General features: G+C 38.8%; 23 protein-coding genes. All 23 read left to right on the top strand.

Going from position 1 to position 19,516, the window contains the following annotated elements:
• Window positions 1–72 precede the first annotated feature (72 nt).
• The 23 genes from LRA01S_RS04965 to LRA01S_RS04855 all read left to right on the top strand — a co-directional run bounded on the left by LRA01S_RS04965 (window position 73) and on the right by LRA01S_RS04855 (window position 19,317).
• Window positions 73–498 carry a universal stress protein gene (locus LRA01S_RS04965; protein ID WP_061774514.1) on the top strand — a complete coding sequence of 142 codons (426 nt, stop codon included), beginning with the start codon at window positions 73–75 and terminating at the stop codon, window positions 496–498.
• Window positions 499–555: 57 nt separating this feature from the next.
• Window positions 556–960: a phBC6A51 family helix-turn-helix protein gene (locus tag LRA01S_RS04960; protein ID WP_061774513.1), complete on the top strand. Its 405-nt coding sequence runs from the start codon at window positions 556–558 to the stop codon at window positions 958–960.
• 335 nt (window positions 961–1,295) lie between these two features.
• Window positions 1,296–2,246 (top strand): hypothetical protein, encoded by a 951-nt coding sequence (locus LRA01S_RS04955; RefSeq protein WP_239519086.1) that lies wholly within the window; start codon window positions 1,296–1,298, stop codon window positions 2,244–2,246.
• 8 nt (window positions 2,247–2,254) lie between these two features.
• Entirely contained in the window at window positions 2,255–3,649 is a 1,395-nt protein-coding gene (locus tag LRA01S_RS04950; RefSeq protein ID WP_061774511.1) for a phage portal protein, read from the top strand.
• On the top strand, window positions 3,582–5,207 hold the full coding sequence (locus LRA01S_RS04945; protein ID WP_061774510.1) for a minor capsid protein: 1,626 nt from the start codon (window positions 3,582–3,584) through the stop codon (window positions 5,205–5,207). Before LRA01S_RS04950 ends, LRA01S_RS04945 begins: the two co-directional genes overlap by 68 nt.
• Window positions 5,208–5,210: 3 nt before the next feature.
• Window positions 5,211–5,429: a hypothetical protein gene (locus LRA01S_RS04940; RefSeq protein WP_061774509.1), complete on the top strand. Its 219-nt coding sequence runs from the start codon at window positions 5,211–5,213 to the stop codon at window positions 5,427–5,429.
• A gap of 154 nt (window positions 5,430–5,583) precedes the next feature.
• Window positions 5,584–6,162, top strand: coding sequence for a capsid assembly scaffolding protein Gp46 family protein (locus LRA01S_RS04935; RefSeq protein WP_061774508.1), 579 nt, complete (start codon window positions 5,584–5,586; stop codon window positions 6,160–6,162).
• A gap of 3 nt (window positions 6,163–6,165) precedes the next feature.
• Entirely contained in the window at window positions 6,166–7,065 is a 900-nt protein-coding gene (locus tag LRA01S_RS04930) for a hypothetical protein (RefSeq protein WP_061774507.1), read from the top strand.
• A gap of 17 nt (window positions 7,066–7,082) precedes the next feature.
• On the top strand, window positions 7,083–7,298 hold the full coding sequence (locus LRA01S_RS04925; protein WP_061774506.1) for a hypothetical protein: 216 nt from the start codon (window positions 7,083–7,085) through the stop codon (window positions 7,296–7,298).
• Between the two features lie 7 nt (window positions 7,299–7,305).
• Window positions 7,306–7,632 (top strand): phage head-tail connector protein, encoded by a 327-nt coding sequence (locus LRA01S_RS04920; protein WP_061774505.1) that lies wholly within the window; start codon window positions 7,306–7,308, stop codon window positions 7,630–7,632.
• Window positions 7,616–7,942, top strand: coding sequence for a hypothetical protein (locus LRA01S_RS04915; protein WP_061774504.1), 327 nt, complete (start codon window positions 7,616–7,618; stop codon window positions 7,940–7,942). The genes LRA01S_RS04920 and LRA01S_RS04915 overlap by 17 nt, the downstream gene beginning before the upstream one ends.
• Window positions 7,935–8,348 carry a hypothetical protein gene (locus LRA01S_RS04910; protein ID WP_061774503.1) on the top strand — a complete coding sequence of 138 codons (414 nt, stop codon included), beginning with the start codon at window positions 7,935–7,937 and terminating at the stop codon, window positions 8,346–8,348. Before LRA01S_RS04915 ends, LRA01S_RS04910 begins: the two co-directional genes overlap by 8 nt.
• Window positions 8,348–8,719, top strand: coding sequence for a hypothetical protein (locus LRA01S_RS04905; protein ID WP_061774502.1), 372 nt, complete (start codon window positions 8,348–8,350; stop codon window positions 8,717–8,719). The genes LRA01S_RS04910 and LRA01S_RS04905 overlap by 1 nt, the downstream gene beginning before the upstream one ends.
• Window position 8,720: 1 nt before the next feature.
• Complete coding sequence (locus LRA01S_RS04900; RefSeq protein ID WP_061774501.1) at window positions 8,721–9,278, top strand: hypothetical protein; 558 nt, start codon at window positions 8,721–8,723, stop codon at window positions 9,276–9,278.
• A gap of 54 nt (window positions 9,279–9,332) precedes the next feature.
• A complete protein-coding gene (locus LRA01S_RS04895) occupies window positions 9,333–9,623 on the top strand; it encodes a hypothetical protein (RefSeq protein ID WP_061774500.1) in 291 nt (96 codons plus the stop codon).
• A complete protein-coding gene (locus LRA01S_RS04890) occupies window positions 9,620–9,937 on the top strand; it encodes a hypothetical protein (RefSeq protein ID WP_061774499.1) in 318 nt (105 codons plus the stop codon). The genes LRA01S_RS04895 and LRA01S_RS04890 overlap by 4 nt, the downstream gene beginning before the upstream one ends.
• Complete coding sequence (locus LRA01S_RS04885) at window positions 9,937–13,716, top strand: phage tail tape measure protein (RefSeq protein ID WP_061774498.1); 3,780 nt, start codon at window positions 9,937–9,939, stop codon at window positions 13,714–13,716. The genes LRA01S_RS04890 and LRA01S_RS04885 overlap by 1 nt, the downstream gene beginning before the upstream one ends.
• Entirely contained in the window at window positions 13,717–15,117 is a 1,401-nt protein-coding gene (locus LRA01S_RS04880; protein WP_061774497.1) for a phage distal tail protein domain-containing protein, read from the top strand.
• Window positions 15,114–16,157, top strand: coding sequence for a hypothetical protein (locus LRA01S_RS04875; RefSeq protein ID WP_061774496.1), 1,044 nt, complete (start codon window positions 15,114–15,116; stop codon window positions 16,155–16,157). Before LRA01S_RS04880 ends, LRA01S_RS04875 begins: the two co-directional genes overlap by 4 nt.
• 10 nt (window positions 16,158–16,167) lie before the next feature.
• On the top strand, window positions 16,168–17,016 hold the full coding sequence (locus tag LRA01S_RS04870) for a hypothetical protein (protein WP_061774495.1): 849 nt from the start codon (window positions 16,168–16,170) through the stop codon (window positions 17,014–17,016).
• Between the two features lie 12 nt (window positions 17,017–17,028).
• Window positions 17,029–17,430, top strand: a complete 402-nt coding sequence (locus LRA01S_RS04865) for a phage holin family protein (RefSeq protein WP_061774494.1) — start codon at window positions 17,029–17,031, stop codon at window positions 17,428–17,430.
• The gene (locus LRA01S_RS04860; protein WP_061774493.1) at window positions 17,427–18,692 is read left to right on the top strand and encodes a LysM peptidoglycan-binding domain-containing protein; all 1,266 of its coding nucleotides are present in this window, start codon (window positions 17,427–17,429) and stop codon (window positions 18,690–18,692) included. The genes LRA01S_RS04865 and LRA01S_RS04860 overlap by 4 nt, the downstream gene beginning before the upstream one ends.
• A gap of 304 nt (window positions 18,693–18,996) precedes the next feature.
• Window positions 18,997–19,317, top strand: a complete 321-nt coding sequence (locus LRA01S_RS04855) for a glutaredoxin family protein (protein ID WP_061774492.1) — start codon at window positions 18,997–18,999, stop codon at window positions 19,315–19,317.
• Window positions 19,318–19,516 lie beyond the last annotated feature (199 nt).

Here is a 19,516-nt window from a genome sequence, read left to right as displayed (position 1 = left end):
TTTTTTTGTGTATAGATAACGCTTTCTTTTTTTGTTCAATAGGTCTATAATAAGCTTAAGGAGATGATTATTATGCATAAACAGTATAAGAACATTCTAGTTGCTGTAGACGGGTCTGAGCAATCTTACAATGCATTATATGAGGCCATTGAGACTGCAAAGCGAAATGAGGCTAAGCTCACCGCCCTTACAGTTAAGGAGGTCAACAGATATTATGATGAGTTTGATATGTCTGTGGTAGATACCTCTAAGATTAATGCTTTAGCAGAAAGTATTTTATGCCAGGTTGATAAACTAAATACTGATGGAGTTGAAATTCAAGAAAAATATATGTTCGGGGATCCTAAAAAAGCTATCCTGAAATATGCTAAAGAAAATGAGATAGATATAATATTCATTGGCGTAACAGGTAAAGGGATGATAGATAAATTTTTCATAGGTTCTACAACACAATATGTTGTTAATCATGCGACATGTAATGTTATGGTAGTGCGGTAGTATAAAGAAGGCTGTGATGAAATTCACGGCTTTTTGTGTAGATTGGAGGTGATGAGAATGCCAAAAAGTGATACAAAAGTGAACGAATATAGACCTACTAAAGCGGAAAATAGGTTGCTTCAAGCCTTGGTAAACCCCGATAATGTGGGTAAAAACGTTGAAGAGATGTGTTCAGTCGCCGAAGTTGCTAAAAATACATATTACAAAGCCATGAAAAAGCCTGATTTTGTGAAGTTAGTAAACGAAACAACGCTGGAATTAATCAAAGGTAAAGTATCAGACGTTCTCAACGCTTCTTACACCTTTGCCTTAACTGAGAAAGGATTTCAGGACCGCAAGATTTTACTACAAATGGCAGGGCTGTTAGTTGAAAAGACTGAAACGACTATCAACGGTTCTCTTGACATTTCTGAGTCAGCAAAAGAGATTGAGAAATACTTCTCGGATGGTGATACATCATGAACGAAAAGAAGAAGCAGTATCTCAATTTAACTAAAACTGATCCTATAAAATTTGGTAATCTAGTAGGCTTCAAGGACTTAGTAGACATTCACAATGAGTGGCTCAAGTCATTTTTGTTTGCAAGAGATGATCAGACTCTACTTGCTCATCGTGGATCGTACAAGACTACTACACTAGCTGTGGCTATTGCGTTGCTTATGATATTATTCCCAAATAAGAATGTTATATTCTTGAGGAAAACCGACACGGACGTTGTAGAAATCATTGTTCAGGTTTCTAAGATATTGAAATCAGACCATTTTCAAATACTTACTAAAGTGTTATATGGTGTTGAATTGAAGTTTTTAAAAGATACTACAACAGAATTAGATACGAATTTAAAGTCATCATCTCGTGGTACATCTCAATTGCTTGGAATGGGTATTTACGCATCTCTTACTGGTAAGCATGCTGATATCGTGATCACTGATGACATTGTTAACATCAAGGATCGTGTGTCAAAAGCTGAACGTGAGCGGACTAAGCTACAGTATCAGGAACTTCAAAACGTGAAAAACCGTGGTGGTAGATTTGTTAACACTGGCACACCTTGGCACAAGGATGATGCAATCTCAAAGATGCCTAATATCCAACGTTTTGACTGTCATCAAACGGGATTGATTACTGATAATCAGTTACAGAAACTTAGAGAAGTAATGACACCATCTTTGTTTGCAGCTAACTATGAGTTGAAACATATCGCTGATGCTGATGCCATGTTTACCAATCCGACAATTGATGATGGTAAATTAACTGACCAGATATATGATGGCATAGGCCAACTTGATGCGGCCTTTGGTGGCTCTGATGGTACAGCTTACACGATTATCAAAGAACGTGATGATAAGCTATTTGTATTCGGTAAATTGTGGCAAGGCAAACACGTAGATGACTGTCTTAGCGAAATCAGTAAGTATCACGCCAATTTCAAAGCTGGAACAATGCATCTTGAACTTAATGCTGATAAGGGTTATGTTGCTAAGAAAGTTGAAGGGTTAAGAATACCAACTCAAACATACCACGAAAGAGAAAATAAGTTTATCAAAATATCTAATTATCTTAGATCGAATTGGTCTAGGATAATTTTCGTTAAAGGTACTGATGCAGATTACGTTAATGGGATATTAGATTACACAGAGAATGCAGAACATGATGATGCGCCCGATAGTTTAGCTACTGCAATCAGAGCAATATCGAATGCTAATAAATTACAGTCATTTGACATCTCAGAGTTTGGATTTAGATAAGGAGTAACATGCTAACATTTGATGAAGCACGAAAATTATATGAAAGCCACGTCATGAACAGACGTTTAAGATTAAAGCAATTACTGAATGCTTACAAAGGTAACCATGATATCTTGCGGAAAGCTAACCGCAAAGGAAAGAAAGACGCGAAGATCGTCCACAACTTCCCTCGCTATATCAGTACGATTGTTACTGGTTACACTGGTAACGTGAATTATACTAAGATGGAAGATGTTCAAGATTTATCTGACATCTTCTCTTATAACTCAGAGCCATCTGTCAATAGTGATCACTTGCTATTCATGTCAATTTATGGTGAGTCTTATGAGCTTCAATGGCTTGACGAACAAGGTAACTATTGCTTTGAAGCGGTTGACCCAATGAATGTCATGGTCATAAATGATGGTAGGATACGTGAAAGTGTGACAGATGCAATCGTCTTTGACGAAGATGATTTGAAAGGCAATAAGATTAAAGTCACTATGACAGTCTATGACGATACATCTAGACGTGTCTACTCATATATACGAACTAAGAGTTCTTTTAACACTATCAAATCAGAAATAAATGTCTCATCATTCGTTGAAGAATATGATGAACCTCATAAAATTGGCGCTTGTCCTGTTATCCAGTTTAAGAATAATCGGTGGGAGCAAGGCGACTTTGAGCCAATTATCACAATGAATGACGCTTACAATCTGTCGGTGTCAAACAGTGTGAACGACTTGACCGATAATACAGACGCTATGATGGTGTTTAGAAATCTCAACGCAACTACACCAGAGGACGTACGTCAAGCTAAATTAAATGGTGGCTTTAAGGTTACTGATGGCGGAGATGTTACTTGGCTGGTCAAGAACATTAACGACGCATATGCTGAGAATATCAAGAATCGCCTTGATTCAGATATTCATAAACTATCGTTCGTACCTGATATGAGTGACCAAAATTTTGCTAATAATGCCTCTGGTGTGGCAATCAGATACAAACTGTTAGGACTTGAACAGATACGATTAGAAAAAGTCAAGTGGATGAAAAAGGCCTTGTTTAAACGACTACAGATGATTAGTGGATTTCTGTCAACTAAATCTAAAGTATTTGACCCGCTGACGATTGGAATCACGTTCAAGGCAAACTTACCTCAGAACTCACAAGAGATCGCTCAGTTCGTTCAGATGCTGAATGGCATTACTTCTAAATCAACACAGCTCACACAGCTTGGTGATGATATTGTGCCTGATGTTAAAGCGGAGCTTGAAACCATTGCAGAGGAACAAGAGAACGCTAGCAACAACGGGTTTAATTTTGCTTCTGTTGGGCAGGAGGTAACAGATAATGGAGAAGATGACTTACTGGCAACGAAGGCTACAGAATCCGCTGCACAAAGCTTACAACGAGAATGAGCAAGCGACACGTCAGTGGCTATCAGTTTATCAGCAGGCATCTAAAGATATTAAAGCTGAAATCTTTGATACTTACCAAAAGATGAACATTGAAAAGCCTTTAATATCAGACTTCTACAGGTATAACAATCTCCAAAAAATCGAAAAGCAAATCAATGACTCAATACTACAACTTGGTACTAAAGAAGTTGATTATACCAAGCAATCATTGCAACACGCTACTTTAGTAGGCAGTCAGGCAGCTGCGGATGTACTGAACACGAATGTGTTGAATAAGTCAGCAATTGATGAACTGATCAAAAGGCCTTGGCATGACGCTAATTTCTCAGATAGAATCTGGAAAAATAAAGCGCAGCTAATCAATTCGTTAAAGTCTGAATTGACTAACGGCATTATTCAAGGTAAATCAATTTACGAAGTCGCAAATACGATTGACGGCCGTCTTGATGTTGGACGAGGACAAACGCAAAGACTTGTACGCACTGAGTACATGCACGCCCTTAATCAAGGTCAGATTGAGTCATATCGTGCTAAAGGATATACAAAACTCAAATGGATTGCGACAATGGACGACAAGACCAGTAAGATATGTCGTAAACTTAATCGCAAAGAGTTTGATATAGAAAACTTACCTGATATTCCAGCGCATCCAAATTGTAGATGCACTATGGTGCCTGTAATTGATATGGCAGCAGCCGAAAAACGTGGTGACGAGATTAGGAAACTAAAAGAGCAGATTAGTGGTAAAACTGATGATACTTCTCTTGATAAGGTGTATAATGATGATAGAGAGATTGAATCAATTAAAAAGTATATGGATTCGATAGATATTAACACTGCAAGTCACGCGGATATAACTTCACTAGGTTCATTAGTAAATTCTAAATTTGATGTAGCTAGTAAAATTGGTGATAAACAGGCTCTTAAAGATGTCTTTTCTAACTTTAGAGAGATTGGCGGTACCGTTCCAAAAAATGGATGGGCAAAAGGCTCTGCAAAAGATACAAAAGCAAGGCTTACTGATGCTTTCTCGTTCTATCCAAAAGAATGGGCAGAATATGCGCACGCTAACGGAAAGACCATCTATTCCAAAAATGTCGATCGTGGATTTTTTAGTGATGTGGGATTAAAAGGGAGAACATGGCGAAGTGGTATAGTTGATAATGGCGTAAGTATTATGCTTAGTAAGAACAGCAATACCGTTAGTTTCCATGAGATTGGTCACTACGTTGAACACTTCAACCCTGATGCGCTGAAGTTGTCTAAGGAATTTCTTGCTTATCGAACAAAAGGTGAGCAAGAAGAGCCGATAAAAAACACGCTATATTGGTATGGTGTTAATGAAAAAACTAAAAAAGATAATTTCATAACACCATACATTGGTAAAACCTATTCTAATGCCACAGAAATTTTGAGTGTGGGATTAGAGAGTTTATTTGAGCCAGGTAAAGGGAAAATTTTTTCTCAGACTAGTAGAAGGTCTGAAGTAGTGATGAAAAAGATATCTGATGACCCAGAATATCTTAACTTCATAATCGGTATGATATTGAAAGGATAATGCATGGATAAGTTTGAACTTTTAGAAGCCAAATACGAGCAGCATTTTAAAGTCCCTTTTCCAACTAGAATTATAGGGTTTTGGGACCCACTTCACGACAGCGTGGAATACATTGAAAGTGAAGGGTTTGAGAAAATGAAATCCGCAGTCGATAATGCTATATCTAAAAATGAACCTCTCGAAGAAATACCCAAAGATGTATGGGAAAATATAATTTTCTAGCACACAGTCATAGAGATTGAGTGCTATTTTTATACTCAAGCAAAGCATTTGTCAATGACAGGTGCTTTTCTTATTGTCCAGGCATGAATGACAGTAAACTTTATGGGAGCGTGCAGGCATGCATCCACGTAAAAAGGTATGGGAGGAACTAAACATGAAACAACAACAATTATTGCCAATGAACTTGCAGATGTTCGCACATCCGACTGATCCAGTTGATCCTGCACCACAAAACCCGCCAGCTGATCCAGTTGAACCTAAAGAGCCAACTGATCCAAAAACAAGCGATCCAGCTGGTTCGGACAAAAAGTACTCTGATACTGATGTCGATAAGATTATCAATGAGAAGTTCGCCAAATGGCAAAGTGATCAGGAAGAAAAAGAACGTATTTCTAAACTTTCAGCTGCCGAAAAAGAACAGGATCGAATCGCAAAACTCGAAAAACTTGAACAGGACGTGGCTAAGCGTGATGCAGTCGACAAATCACGCAAGCTACTTAGTGATGAAAAGTTACCTGAAACTTTTGCTAAATTCATCGCTGATACAAAAGAAGACGTATCTCAGGAAAAATTCAATGAATTCAAAGGACTAATGCAGGCTTTTAAGGACTCTATTGTTAGTGAAATCATGAAAGACAGAACGCCCGCCAAACCAAAAGTGGCAGGCGAAGGAAATGGCTCTGATTGGCGCAGTAAAGCCCAGCAAGCCTATGAAAAATCAAAAGGAGAATAGAAAATGTCAGTAATTTTAAACAGTAAAGACCTTGAACAGGTCGACCAAGAATTTGCAGCAGAATCTCAAGTGTGGGAAGTCCTTAAAGGTGGCGCAAGTGATATCACAGATGCGGACTTCACAGGAGCTAAAGAAGTACGCATCAATAAAATGAAAGGTTTCACAGCTTCTGATTATCAACGTAACGCTACTAATGCACGTGCTAAGATTGATGTTTCTAAAGAGACTGTCAAACTCGGAAAAGAACGTTGGATGGCTTATGACCTTGATGTTCTTGACCAATCAGAGAATGGGTCTTATAATGTTGCATCGATTATCGAAGAGCATTCGCGTTTGATTGCTACTCCTGAAAAAGATAAGACAGCAGTAAAGCGCTTGATTGAAGCAGCCTTTAAACCCGCAGAATCAGATGATTCTACAAGTAAGTATGTTGGGAAGACTGTTATTGAAAAAATCACAACTGCTAATTCTTTAACTGCATATGATGCTGCGGAAACCTATATGACTGACGCAGAAGTTGTAGGACCATTCGTTATGTTTGCCTCATCTGAATATTACAATGCTTTGAAGAACAACGATAAAGTTTCTAAGAGCTTCACAGTAAATGAAGCACAAATTAATGGTATTAATCGTAAAGTTGCTCAGCTTGATGGTGATGTGCCAATCATCAAAGTAGCTAAATCACGTTTACAAGTTGATTCACCTAAAAAAATCAACTTCATTCTTGTGCCACTTCATGTTGCTGCACCGATTGAAAAATACAATGATGTGACACTCATTCCAGCATCACAAGACCGTGACGGTAACCGTGATACTATCAAAGGAACGAACTACTACGATCTGATCGTATTGGAAAAAGCACGCCCAGCAATTTACGTATCTTACGAAACAACTGGCGGTTGATTTAGGAGGAAAACATAATGGCATACAAAGTTGTTCAAGCGTTTGTTGATTTAAAAGATGGAGACAAAGAATATCGAGTTGGCGATGTTTATGAAGGAACTGATGAAACTAGAATTGAAGAGCTTGTTTCTACAGAAAGCAAAGGTCGCCACGAATCACTTAAAGGTAAATCTTTGATTGAGTTGGATGGCGAATCAGTTAAAGTTAAAACTCCTAAAAAAACCAAAAAGTAGGTAAAATATGGCAGAAACTTTGTTAGAACGTCTCAAAGCAAGATTAGATGAGAATGAATTATCTGATGGTAAGTTGCAAGAAATTATTGACGATGTAACACAAGAGGTATTGTCTGATACCAATCAGTCTGAGCTTAACCTCCAGTTGAGTTCAGCAGTTGTCAGCTTATCTGTAATTACGGTCAATAGAATCGGCACAGAAGGCCTGGCATCTGAAGGATATTCAGGAGTTTCTACAAGTTATCTTGATGATGTACCGCCTCGTGTGGCATCTATTCTTAACGCTAACAGACGTCTAGGCGTATGGGAGGATGAAGATGAATCCATTACGTAAGAGGTTAGTCTTTGACCTCTACAAAAGCACACCAGTAAGAGGACCTTCTGGTTCTCTCAAAGACGGTTGGGTTAAACAAGATACTCAGATAGTTGTCAGTATCTATGACCAGAGTGCCCAAAATCAGCTCACATTTGGCAGTTCTGGGGCTCGTGTGAAGCAATACGACTATTTAGGTCTGACTAAGAAGAAAACGCTAATAGCTGGCAAATATCGGCTTGAACGAGACGGTGTAAAATACCTGGTAAAAGGTGTTAACAACGAGGGTCGCTTAGCTCAATTATTTTTGGAGGTGATTGCCAATGGCTGACACTAGAGCTTTTGAACAGGCTTGTGATAATTCGGTTAATAAGATGCAAGAATTGTTAATGCAGAATATGGAACTGACCTTAGATCATATAGCTGAAAAAGCTAAAGAAAAAGTCGGTGTCGGTACTGGTGAGCTAAGAGCCGACACCAAATCTCTTGGTGCTGAAATTATCGGCGATGAAGTTCGGGGTGCAGTTGGTAATACTTCTGATCACGCTATCTATCATCATCAGGGCACTGGCATCTATGCAGTAAATGGTGATGGTCGTAAAACACCTTGGTCTTATGATGACCCCAAGACTGGTGAGAAAATATGGACTAGAGGCTCAAAACCTAACCCTTACCTCAAAGATACGATTGAGCAGGAACAAAGCACTATATCAAAATTGCTTGGAGGTGCTAACTAATGCTACAAGGTTATCAAGTCAAACAACTGATTGAGCAGCGATATCCTGAATTAACAGACAAGATATATCCATCTTTCAGCACAACCGTTGAAGATATATCAATCATTTACTTTATAAGCACTGCTACAGGAGGCTATGTTGGCCAAGATACGCTTGAAATTAGATGTATTCATCCTGATTATGATACAGCTGAAAGCTACAAGAAGAAAATGATTGATATTTTCAGCACAGAAAAAGAGAACAAAGCAGTTGTCTTACCAGATATCGCCTTTACTGGCGCTGTATCTGGTGGCGGTGCAATGTTTAACGACACTTATCAGACGTGGGAACTAACCACGTTTTTCGTTTTGAAAACAAAGGAGAGAAATTAAAATGGCAGAAACAACTACTCTATCACCAAATGACATTATTTTAGGAGCGGGAGAACTGTATTTGACAGAATTTACAGGCTCTGTGATTCCCGATAATGTAACAATCGAAACAGCCTTAAATAACGTTGGTCATACGTCAGGAGGAGCAGAATTCACTTATAAACCAACTGTCTATGATGTAGAAAATTCTTACGGTAAAGTCGTGAAACGTAAGATTACAAAAACTGAATGTAGCTTTAAATCTGGAATTCTGACATTCGATCCAGACAAAATCGGATTGCTAACAAACGCAACAATCGCTGAAGATACTGTCAAAAAAGTATCAACTATCACTTTTGGAGCAAATAACCCACTAAAAAACGTACTTGTTCGATTCGTGCATACAAAAGATGACGGAAAAAACATTAGACTGACAATGGTAGCAAATGCAACAAACGGCTTTACTATGTCATTCCAAGGCGGAAAAGAGACGGTCATTGATGCAGAGCTTTCAGCAATCGAATTTATCAAGAATTTCATGGCAGAGATTGAAATTGAACTTCCTACAGCAGGTGCTTAATTAACTACTGACAAGGGCTTTAATGCCCTTGTTTTTTTTGAATAGGAGACAAAAATGGCAATTAATTTACAAGAACTCACCGAAAAAACAATTGACTTTATCTGGATTGACGGCTCAGAATTACATATTCCAATGCCATCTACACGTTTTGTTAACAAAGTGAACCGTTCCGAGAATGAGTTTTCTCGTATCTACGAACTGACTTTAGAGTTTCTCAATACAAATAAGGAAGGCCGAGAATTCACACTTGAAGATATTGAGCAGCTAAACTCAGTACAATTGACAGCAATTCTTAGCGCAGCGATTGGGGTTATCTCAGAGGTTGATGAACACCCAAACTTATGATTCCTGTTCCGCAAGACGTTAATGTCTTGAATGCTCTAATTGACAAGTATTTTCAAAAAGAGCAGTGGGAACAGGATTTAACAAGTAATACAAGCGATTATAAGGCTGTTGCTGATTACTCTGGCGTGCCTTTGGATAAAGTCCAAGACTTGCCGTACAGTCAGTATAAGCTCTATCTGCGTGACGCATGGTTGAGTAATATGAGCAAAAGTGATGATGGTCGTAAATTTCTTGAAACGTGTTGGCGTATTCGTCAAACGTCAGCAGACGAAAAAGCAATTGAAAAGTATCAAAGATATGGAGGTGATGTTTAATGGCTGGATTTATAGAGTTAGCTACTTTGAAAGCCTCAGTTGTTGCCGATAATAAAGGCTTTAAATCTGCAATGGCGGCCGTCAAAAAAGAAGGTAAATTGACGGCTGAAGAAGTCGAGAAAGGTTTTAAGGAATCTTCTAAAAATACTGCTGCGGCAATGGAAGCAGCTTCTAAAAATATCCAAAAAAGCCTGAACATGACTGAAAAAGATGTCAAGGAACTGACAAAGTCTGCTGAGAACATCTATAAAAATGGTTTTGGCAAGTCAGCTAATGATGTCGTCAAGTCTTTGGTGCAGACTAAACGTGCTCTAGGTGATGTCGACTCCAAAGAGCTTGAAACAGCAACTAAACGAGCTTTGGAACTCAGGGACACTATGGGTGTCAAGATGAGTACAACGCTCAAAATGGCTAAGCGTGAGATGGAGATGTACGGCTCATCAGCTGACCAAGCGTTTGACAGGGTAAAGAAAAATCTTGACCAAAATGCCGCAGCTTGGGAAAAAGTAGGCAAGTTAGGCGAAAAGACTGAGACGCTTGGTAAAGCACTAACGGTTGGATTGACAGTGCCAGTGATTGGTTTAGGTACTGCTGTCGGTAAAATGGCATCAGACTTTGAATCAGCTAATGCACGAGTTGTTAGCTCTCTTGGATTGACTGAACAGCAGAGTGCAGTCACCAAGCAAGCTATTCAGGGCATCTATTCTGATGGCTTTGGCGAAAGCATTGATGACGTTGCTGAATCGCTTATTCAAGTCAAAAGACAACTTGGTGATATTCCAGATAACCAAATTAAAAAAGTAACCGAAAACGCAATGGTCTTACGAGACACACTCGGTCAGGATATGGGCGAGTCTCTGCGTGGTGTTAATTCGTTAATGGTTAACTTTGGTCTGTCTGCTGATGATGCTATGGATTTATACGTCAAAGGCGTACAGACTGGTCTTGATAAGACTGGTGAGCTTGGTGATAACTTAGCTGAGTATGGCCAGTTGTGGTCACAGGCTGGGTTTAATGCTAAGGGCATGTTTGCAGTACTTGATAATGGTCTAAAGTCAGGTGCTTATAATCTTGATAAGGTCAATGACTTCGTCAAAGAGTTTGCGATTTCGCTTAATGATGGCCGAATTGAGAAAAATTTAAGTAGTTTCTCTCAAGGGACGAGAGACGTATTTTCTGAGTTCAAAAATGGTAATCGTACATCACAAGATGTATTTAAATCTATCATCAGCGACCTAGAAAGTACTACTAACCAACAAGATAAACTTTCGCTTGCTAGTACTGTTTGGTCTGCACTCGGTGAAGATAATGCCATGAAGATTATTGAATCATTGAATGATGTTAATGGTACTTATGATAATGTCGCAGGGTCGATGGAAAAGGTCAAACAGCAACAAAATGAAACTTTTGGAGCTCGTGCTAAATCTACTTTCCGTGAAGCTCAGACAGCCCTGTTACCGCTTGGTGAGGCTTTGATTGATATTGCTGAAAAGTACATGCCACAGCTTCAAAAGTCTGTCAAATCATTGTCTGACACGCTTAGTAAGCTGAGTGCTGATGACATAGACCGTATATTAAAAATAGGCGGGATTGTCGCAATAGCTGGTCCAACCGTTGTTGGACTTACTAAAATCACTAAAGGAATTTCCACAGTAGGCGGTGCCTTGAGAATTGGCGCAGGTGCTATGGGGCTTTTTGAATCAAGTGCAGCTGCTGCAGGCGGTGCTGCGGGTATTGGCGGTTTAGGTGCTTCTCTTGTTGCTCTTGCAGGTCCTGCAGCTATTGCAGTTGGTGCGACTGCTATTGTCGCTGGTGGGATATGGGCAATTAATGAGGCTTACAAGGCATCTCAAGCAACTAATTGGGGTGATGATGTTACTAAAGCTCAAAAAAATGTCCTTGATAAAACCGAAACATTAGTCAACGATACTGAAACAAAACTGACTGCTTATAAAAACAGCTATAGCACTGCTTCAAAAGATATCGTTCAAAACTTGAAAGATATTGAAGATGGTATAAAAAAAGCTAACAAAAAGGATGAGAAAGACACTGCTGATGGCATTGAGTTGCTACCAATTCATATGCAGAAACAAGCTAAGGAATTGGCCGAAAAACAGAAACAACTTAATGAAGAGCAAGAAGCTCAGGTTTCAGCTTCTACACAAAGAGTTTCGGATATCATGAATAATGCACGCCAAAATGAAAGACATTTAACGGAAGCAGAGAAGGGTATCATTCTTGGAATAACAAAAAGTTTATCTGTTGAGCAAGTTGAAGCTTTAGGTCTTGGCGCCCAACAGAAAATAAAAATGCTTGAAGATACAAGTAAAACCGTTGAAGAAATGAACGGAAAAGAGCGCAAAGCCTATATTAAAAGTCTGGATGAGATAGCTACCCAAGAAGATGACAGCTACAAAAAACGTATAAAAGCTGTAGAAGTCTTTGGTAAAAATAGTCAGCAATATCAAGAAGTTGAAAAAAATCATCAAGAAGCAATGATTGAAATTTACGCAAAACGTGTATCAGCTTTCAAAGGCGATATTAATCAAAAGGATGCTTTGATAGCAGAATACGCCCAGAAAGCTGGAGTATCTGTCAGTGAATTCAGGGCTAAAATGAGCGATTTGGATAACTCTATGTCTGAGAAGATGAAGACTATATCCACGCTAATCTCAAAAGCTGGCCTTGAGTGGTCAAATTTGGAGCTAGACCCTAAGACAGGGGAACTTACCGTAAAAGGTCGAGAACAACTAATGGATGCGCTTTTCAAAGCCGGACAATGGGATAGCATGACGCTTGAGGAGAAGAAAGCGTCATTAAATGTTGATGATGAAAAAATCGTAAATTCCATAAAATCAATCAATGATTATAATGATTATAATATTATAACTAAAGATTTAATGATTAATGACTCTGACTTGATTGCTAAGATGATTAATTCTGAGTTGAACTTAAATAATTATAAATCAATGAATCCGGAAGAGAAGCAATTTGTCGCCAATAACACTGACTTGATTAATAAAGTGCTAACTGGTAAAGGTAGCGTTGAAGAATTTAACCAATACCCCGCTTTGATGAAATTGTTTAATGGTGTTGACGCGACTGGTCAACCTGTAGCATTTGCCAAAGAAAATATAAACAAATTCAATACAACCGAAACTCCTACCAAGCAGCTAAATGCCCAGGATAACACAACAGTACCCGCAACAAATGCATGGGAAGCTATTAACAAAATCCCAAATAGTAAAACTACCAAACTAGAGGCTGATACTGGAGGTTTTACCACTAGTATCAATAACATGATTAACAATTTAGGATCAGCGGCTAAAAAGGCGCTTGGATTTGCTAATGGTTCACCTGGACTTCCATTTGGCCAATTCGCGCTTGTGAATGACCAAAAAGGTGCGCTATACGAAGAATTGATTACTCTTCCTAATGGATTCTCATTCATTCCAAAAGGCCGTGATGTCATGCTACCTTTGCCTAAAAACACCAGAATTGACAAGGCTTCTGATACTGAGAAAATTAAGCGTGGTCTCCCACATTTTGCGGATGGTTTAAATAACCAACAACCTTTGCCTTTTATTGGTTATAATGCAACGTTTAAACCAACAAGTGTTTCAAGGGTTGACACGTCAAGTTCAGTGTTAGATCCTGGCACAAGCAAGGTAATTCAATTACTTCAATTGATATATGAAAAGGACATGGATGTCATTTTAAATGGCAAAAGTGTCTTAGATTATTTCGAAAAAGAAATGACAAGGAGGTCAAGAGTATAGATGATTTTTGGAACGACTCTTAAAATATACAATGCCAAAAACGACTTAGTAGATTTAGATGATTTAGACTCTATTTTTTCTGTAAGTCCTGAGGGTTTTGGTGCAGCTATTGAAAATAATATTTTTAATGCTGGGGCTAGTTTTAAAAGCAGCGGGGTTGATATGAAAGCCTCTACCCTAAAACTAAATCTCTATTTTGGTCTTGGTGACGATAATTCAGAAATGGTTGAATATCGAAAATTCGTTGAGTTTTTGAATTATCCACCATACAGACTTGTCTATATCACAGAAGGAACTGAACTGTTTAGAGACTGCATCCTTAATGAGATTACTAAGTCAGATATAAACACAAATCAAGTACTGCTTGAACAGGTTATCTTCGACTTTCTCACACCTTTCTATAAAGAAATATCTGAAACCTACAAGCCAAACTCAGATACCGAAGGTGATGGCAAGATATACGCAGGCACTAACAAGCCTAGAAATTTGATTGCCAATCCAAACTTCTTAAACAATATGCAGGATTGGTCGAATATGAGCGATCCAGAAGGTACTTATCAACTGCAGGTACCTGCTTCTGACAAACCAAATTCTAACATTCTGAAACTAACGTCAAGCAACAATAAGCTTTCTAGTTTCATAAATGCCTGGGGACTTAAAGTTAGAAAAGGCGACCGTTTATCTTTTCGTGTCGATATCAAGACAGACAATAATCCAGACTATGACAGACCAGTAATCAGAGTTGGATATGGCACTGGCGAGAAGAACTACAAGTACTCTGATTTTGGCATTACAGCTAGTTCATCAGGTTTCAAGACTGCGACAATATCATTTGTTGTGCCTGAGGATGGTGTGTTTCAGTTGTACTTAATCAACCAGAACTGGTCAACACTAGCTACGATGTCGACTTATTTCCGTGAACCGATGTTGATTCGTGGCGATGTGTCTGATATGCCATCAGACTTCTATTCTGGCAAACCAAGTAACAATTACTATGTTTATCCATTTGTGTACGAATCAGATTATAACGGTAAATCTGGCGTGTTTCAGATTGAGAATAACTCAGTTTACATTGGGTCAGCAAAAGGGTCACCTGTTGAAATAACAGTGCATGGCCCCTGCACAAATCCATATTGGGAAATATTAGATGGATCAAAAGTGTTACAGTCAGATGGCTACAACATTGATGTGCCTGATGGGTATAGGTTGGTTGTGTCAAGTATCGTACAAAATCAGAGAATGAAGCTGATAGCACCAGATGGCACCATCTCAGACGTCTACCAACAACAGGACCTATCAAGGTCTAATTTGATTGCGATACCAGAGGGACATGTCACGTTAGCATTCCACAACACTGGTGACGTGTCATTTGTATACAGAGAGGAGTATATCACAGTATGAGTGAACAGGTTAATATTTGGATCATTGACCGTAAAGGAGCGATTACACAAGAACCTATTATCGTTTCTAAGGCAAGCATTCAGCCAGACTACATCACACAAGATGCCAGTACGTTTGAATTACCAGACGACGCTTCATTCGTTCGTGGCGATTTTATTTTAGCTAAAGTCATGTATAGTTCAGCGGTTTCATTTTTCGGAGTTATTTCGAGCTATGAAGATAAAAAAGTGGTTGCAAAAGACTTGCTAGGTCTTGTAAACTTTGAGTTCCCAGCAACACGTATGAGCGGGTCGAGTTTTGAGCAACACTTCAAGAATTTGATTAATAGGTATCTATTACAAGATGCGTCTAAGGATTTGAATATCTTAGATATCGAAGTCAAGACAAACACGCCACACATCTACCAACCAGATGAGCCACCAAAGGCTACAAACTTGATGAGCTATGCCATTAATGGCTTCAAGAAATACAACGTTGTGTGGCGATTTGATAAGTTTGAAAACGGTCGAATCAAGACGGTTATTGAAGCAGTGACTGACACTATGCAGCTTAAAGATAATATTGCAGATTTTCAAGATTGGGAGGTTTCCACAACGGAAGTTGGAAAAAATACCCAAAATCATCTGCTAATTGTCAACAAAAACACAACTAACTCAGAAGGACCAAATGTACTCGCTGAACGTTATCTAACTACCAACAACGACATCACAAGTAATTATGCTGACCCTGCTGTGTTTAAACCTACGACAACTAAAGTGGCTATATACGATACGACAGCGACTGATAAGCCTAGCTATGACGATTTAGCCAACAGCGAACTTAAGGGAAACTACTACTCACACGAGATCAGTTTCACGATGTCAAAAGACAATGAGTTTTTCAGTGTTGAAAAGTTAAATCTTGGCATGTTGGCCACAATTTACAAAAGTGGAAAAATTTATAAATCGGTCTTGACTGGTTATGAATATCCAAGCGATTCTGACAGGGTTACGCTGAAATTTGGCCATGTAAAGAGTCGTCTCAGCGAGTTGTTAAATTAAGGAGAGAAAAATGACATTACAAGGTTATCAATTTGACAAGGCGAAAGTCACGCCAGAAGCGGATGCACAGCTATACAGCTATCTGGCGCAAAGCTCAGATAATAAAGTCATCTCAGGAATGACAGTGACCGCAACAGGTTTGAACGTCTATGTTGCATCTGGCAAGGCGCTTGTGCAAGGTAGATTGATTGAGAATACTCAACAAGTGCAATTGACAGCGCAGGCTAACAAGACAGGCTATATTTGTATCACGATTGACCTGACTCAGGACAATACATCAACAGGAACGCCAGGCACTAGCGATTATGTGCCTGTCAATAACCAGTTACGATTAGAACTGGTAGAGGTGCTGAACCAACAAGATTTGAACAACGGCGGGCTAATCTATACGTTCCCGCTCTATTCATATGTTTCAACTGGTGCTACTGTGACGCTAACCAAAATTGTCGCTAGCCATATGAAAAAAGGTGTCATCTGGACTGGAAAATTTGACGCAAACGCAAATAGTGATTCCAAGGCATTGAAATTAGGAGATTTGACAGGTGTCAAGTATCTGCACATTGACCTGCTTTGTTATAACAAATTTTTACGAATCACGTTGGATATTAGCAATTCTTATTCAAACTATAATTTGAAATGGAAGTATGTATCGCAGCAGTTGATTCCAGAAATGGAAGTGCTTTCTGGTGGCGCTTATCGGGTATGGGAAGTAGAGATTCTCTCTACAGGAGCAATATCTAATTCGGAATTACGGTTTGGTATGCTTCGCTTTATGAGTGGCGGGTCGAGCGCTTGGAACTCTAGTGACTCTAATAATATGTCAAATACGTTCGTTACAAGTATAGCAGTAGAATACTAGAAAAGAGGAAAAATGGAAAAATATTTTAACACAGCTTCAATGCTGTTTGGTTTAGTTGGTGGTGTAATTACTGGAATATTAGGGGGCTTGGACGTGCTGACACACGCAATTGTTGTATTGGTCATAGTTGACTATCTGACAGGACTTGGCAAGGCGTTTGTTAACAAGGAAGTATCTAGCTCAGTAGGTTTTAAAGGGATCTTTAAAAAGATATTGATCTTTGTTGTGATTGCAGTATCTGTAGAAATGCAGAAAATTATCGGAGATGGTGTTCCTCTGCGTGAAATCGTCATCATGTTCTATATTGCAAATGAAGGAATTTCATTCATTGAAAACGTGAGTGAATTCCTTCCGTTACCTCAAAAAATGAAAGATATTTTCATTCAGATCAGAGAAAAGGACGTGAACAAATGAAAAAACTAAAAAAAACAGTAGCAGTCTTAGCCATTGGGCTAGGGCTTTTTGCTTACGCTAATCCAGCTTTTGCGGCAGTTGGTGACCAAGGTGTGGACTGGGCTGTCTATCAAGGTAATCAAGGACAGTTCGGTTATGCCCATGACAAGTTTTCAATCTCACAGATTGGTGGTTATAATGGCGTTGGGATTTATTGGCAATCAACCTATGCCTCACAAGTCCAGTCATCAATTGCACAGGGTAAACGTGCCCACACTTATATTTGGTATCAGAGTGTGACCAATACAACTTTGGCCAAGAATATCTTAGACACCATGCTTGCTCAAGTTCAGACACCTAAAGGGTCTATTGTGGCGCTTGACGTTGAGGACGGTGTGGCGAACACCGATGTGATTCTGTGGTCGTTGCAGTACATCAAAGATCGAGGGTATACACCTTTACTTTACGGATATAAGCATTTCTTGACAAATAACTTGGACTTGAAACGAATTTCTGATAAGTTTGGTCTCTGGCTTGGTGAGTATCCAGATTATAATGTGACACCAGTGCCAAATTACAATTACTTTCCATCATGGGATAACATCCAAATTTTCCAGTTTACATCAACATATGTGGCAGGTGGCCTTGATGGTAATATCGATCTATCAGGTGTAACCGATAACGGATATAAAAACGGTAATGCCACTAAACCAGTTACCGAAACACCAGCAATTGATGCAGGTAAAGAGGCTGATAAAGTCAAAGGTAGCGCCAAAGAAGTTGGCATGACTGTTAAAGTCAACTTTAGCGCTAACAACTACTCTACTGGTGAAGCGATTCCACAGTGGGTCAAAGGGACATCTTACCAAATCATAGAGAAATCAGGCGATAAAGTCTTGCTTGATGGTATCATGAGTTGGTTGAGCGTGTATGATGTTGAGACATTAGATGCATCAACAGCTGCACCAGCTACTAATGTTAGCCAAACTCATATCGTTCAGTACGGTGAAAATCTAAGTACGATTGCTGTGAAGTATGGTACTACATGGCAAGAATTGGCTCGTATTAACGCTTTAAGCAATCCTAACATTATTTACCAAGGACAATCTTTAAACGTTGTAGGCGGTCAATCAGTAGCCAAATCAAGCTATTGTGTGGTTGAGTACGGTGACACGTTGAGTGGTATTGCAGCACAGTTTGGCACGACAGTTGAATCTCTGATCTCAGCAAATGGGATTAGTAATCCTGATTTGATTTATGCCGGCCAAGTTTTAAATTTTTAGAGTATATAAAAAAAGCCCTACAGATAATTGTAGGGCTTTTTTTGTATGCAAAATCCTTAAAATATAGTATACTGTTAGTTAATAAAACTAACAGTATTTTTGCATAAGGAGAAACACATGCCATGAGTAGACAGAAGCTACAGTCAGTTTGAAGAGATCCGCAACTATCACGATCGTAGCATGATGAAATGGCAAGGATTCTATTTATCTGAGCATACAGCTGCGATGAAAGAAGATAAGATGCCAAAAGTATACTACAAGCATTATGTTAAAGGTGTACTTGAATAAGAAGGAGATATAAAAAATGAGCAATATCCACGCAGTTATATACACAAAGCCACATTGCATGCCTTGTAAAATGACTACTAAATTAATGGATAGTCTAGGTATGCCATACGAAAACACTTACTACGGCAATTCGGAGCAAACCAACTCTATTGAGTTAGATAGCCATAATGAAGTTAAACGCACCTGGAGTGAGAAGAAGGTCGAAAAACTGAAAGCCAAGTACAACATTACTTCATTGCCATTTATTAAAATCATAGATGATGAGACTGAAGAGGAATTAGAATTTTGGTCTGGTTTTAGACCTGAGAAAATTAAGAAATGGAATAGCGAGATTTAGTGCGCCAAAAGTGTGCCTAGTTCTAATATTACCTCGATAATCAAGAGGTTATTAATCAGTTATGAATGTGCTGAAAAACCGTGTTTTAATTGGCACTATACATATATTAGTTATTATGAGAACATGCTTCATAACTTCCAATTTGTGTTTGAATAGATGATAAAAATGACTGAAAAAGTAGGCCACCATGGTCTGCTTT

It is taken from the genome of Pseudolactococcus raffinolactis NBRC 100932 (assembly GCF_001591765.1).
GTDB lineage: Bacteria > Bacillota > Bacilli > Lactobacillales > Streptococcaceae > Pseudolactococcus > Pseudolactococcus raffinolactis.
The sequence above is the reverse complement of the archived record's forward strand: the minus strand, read 5'-3'. Positions and strand labels throughout refer to the sequence as shown.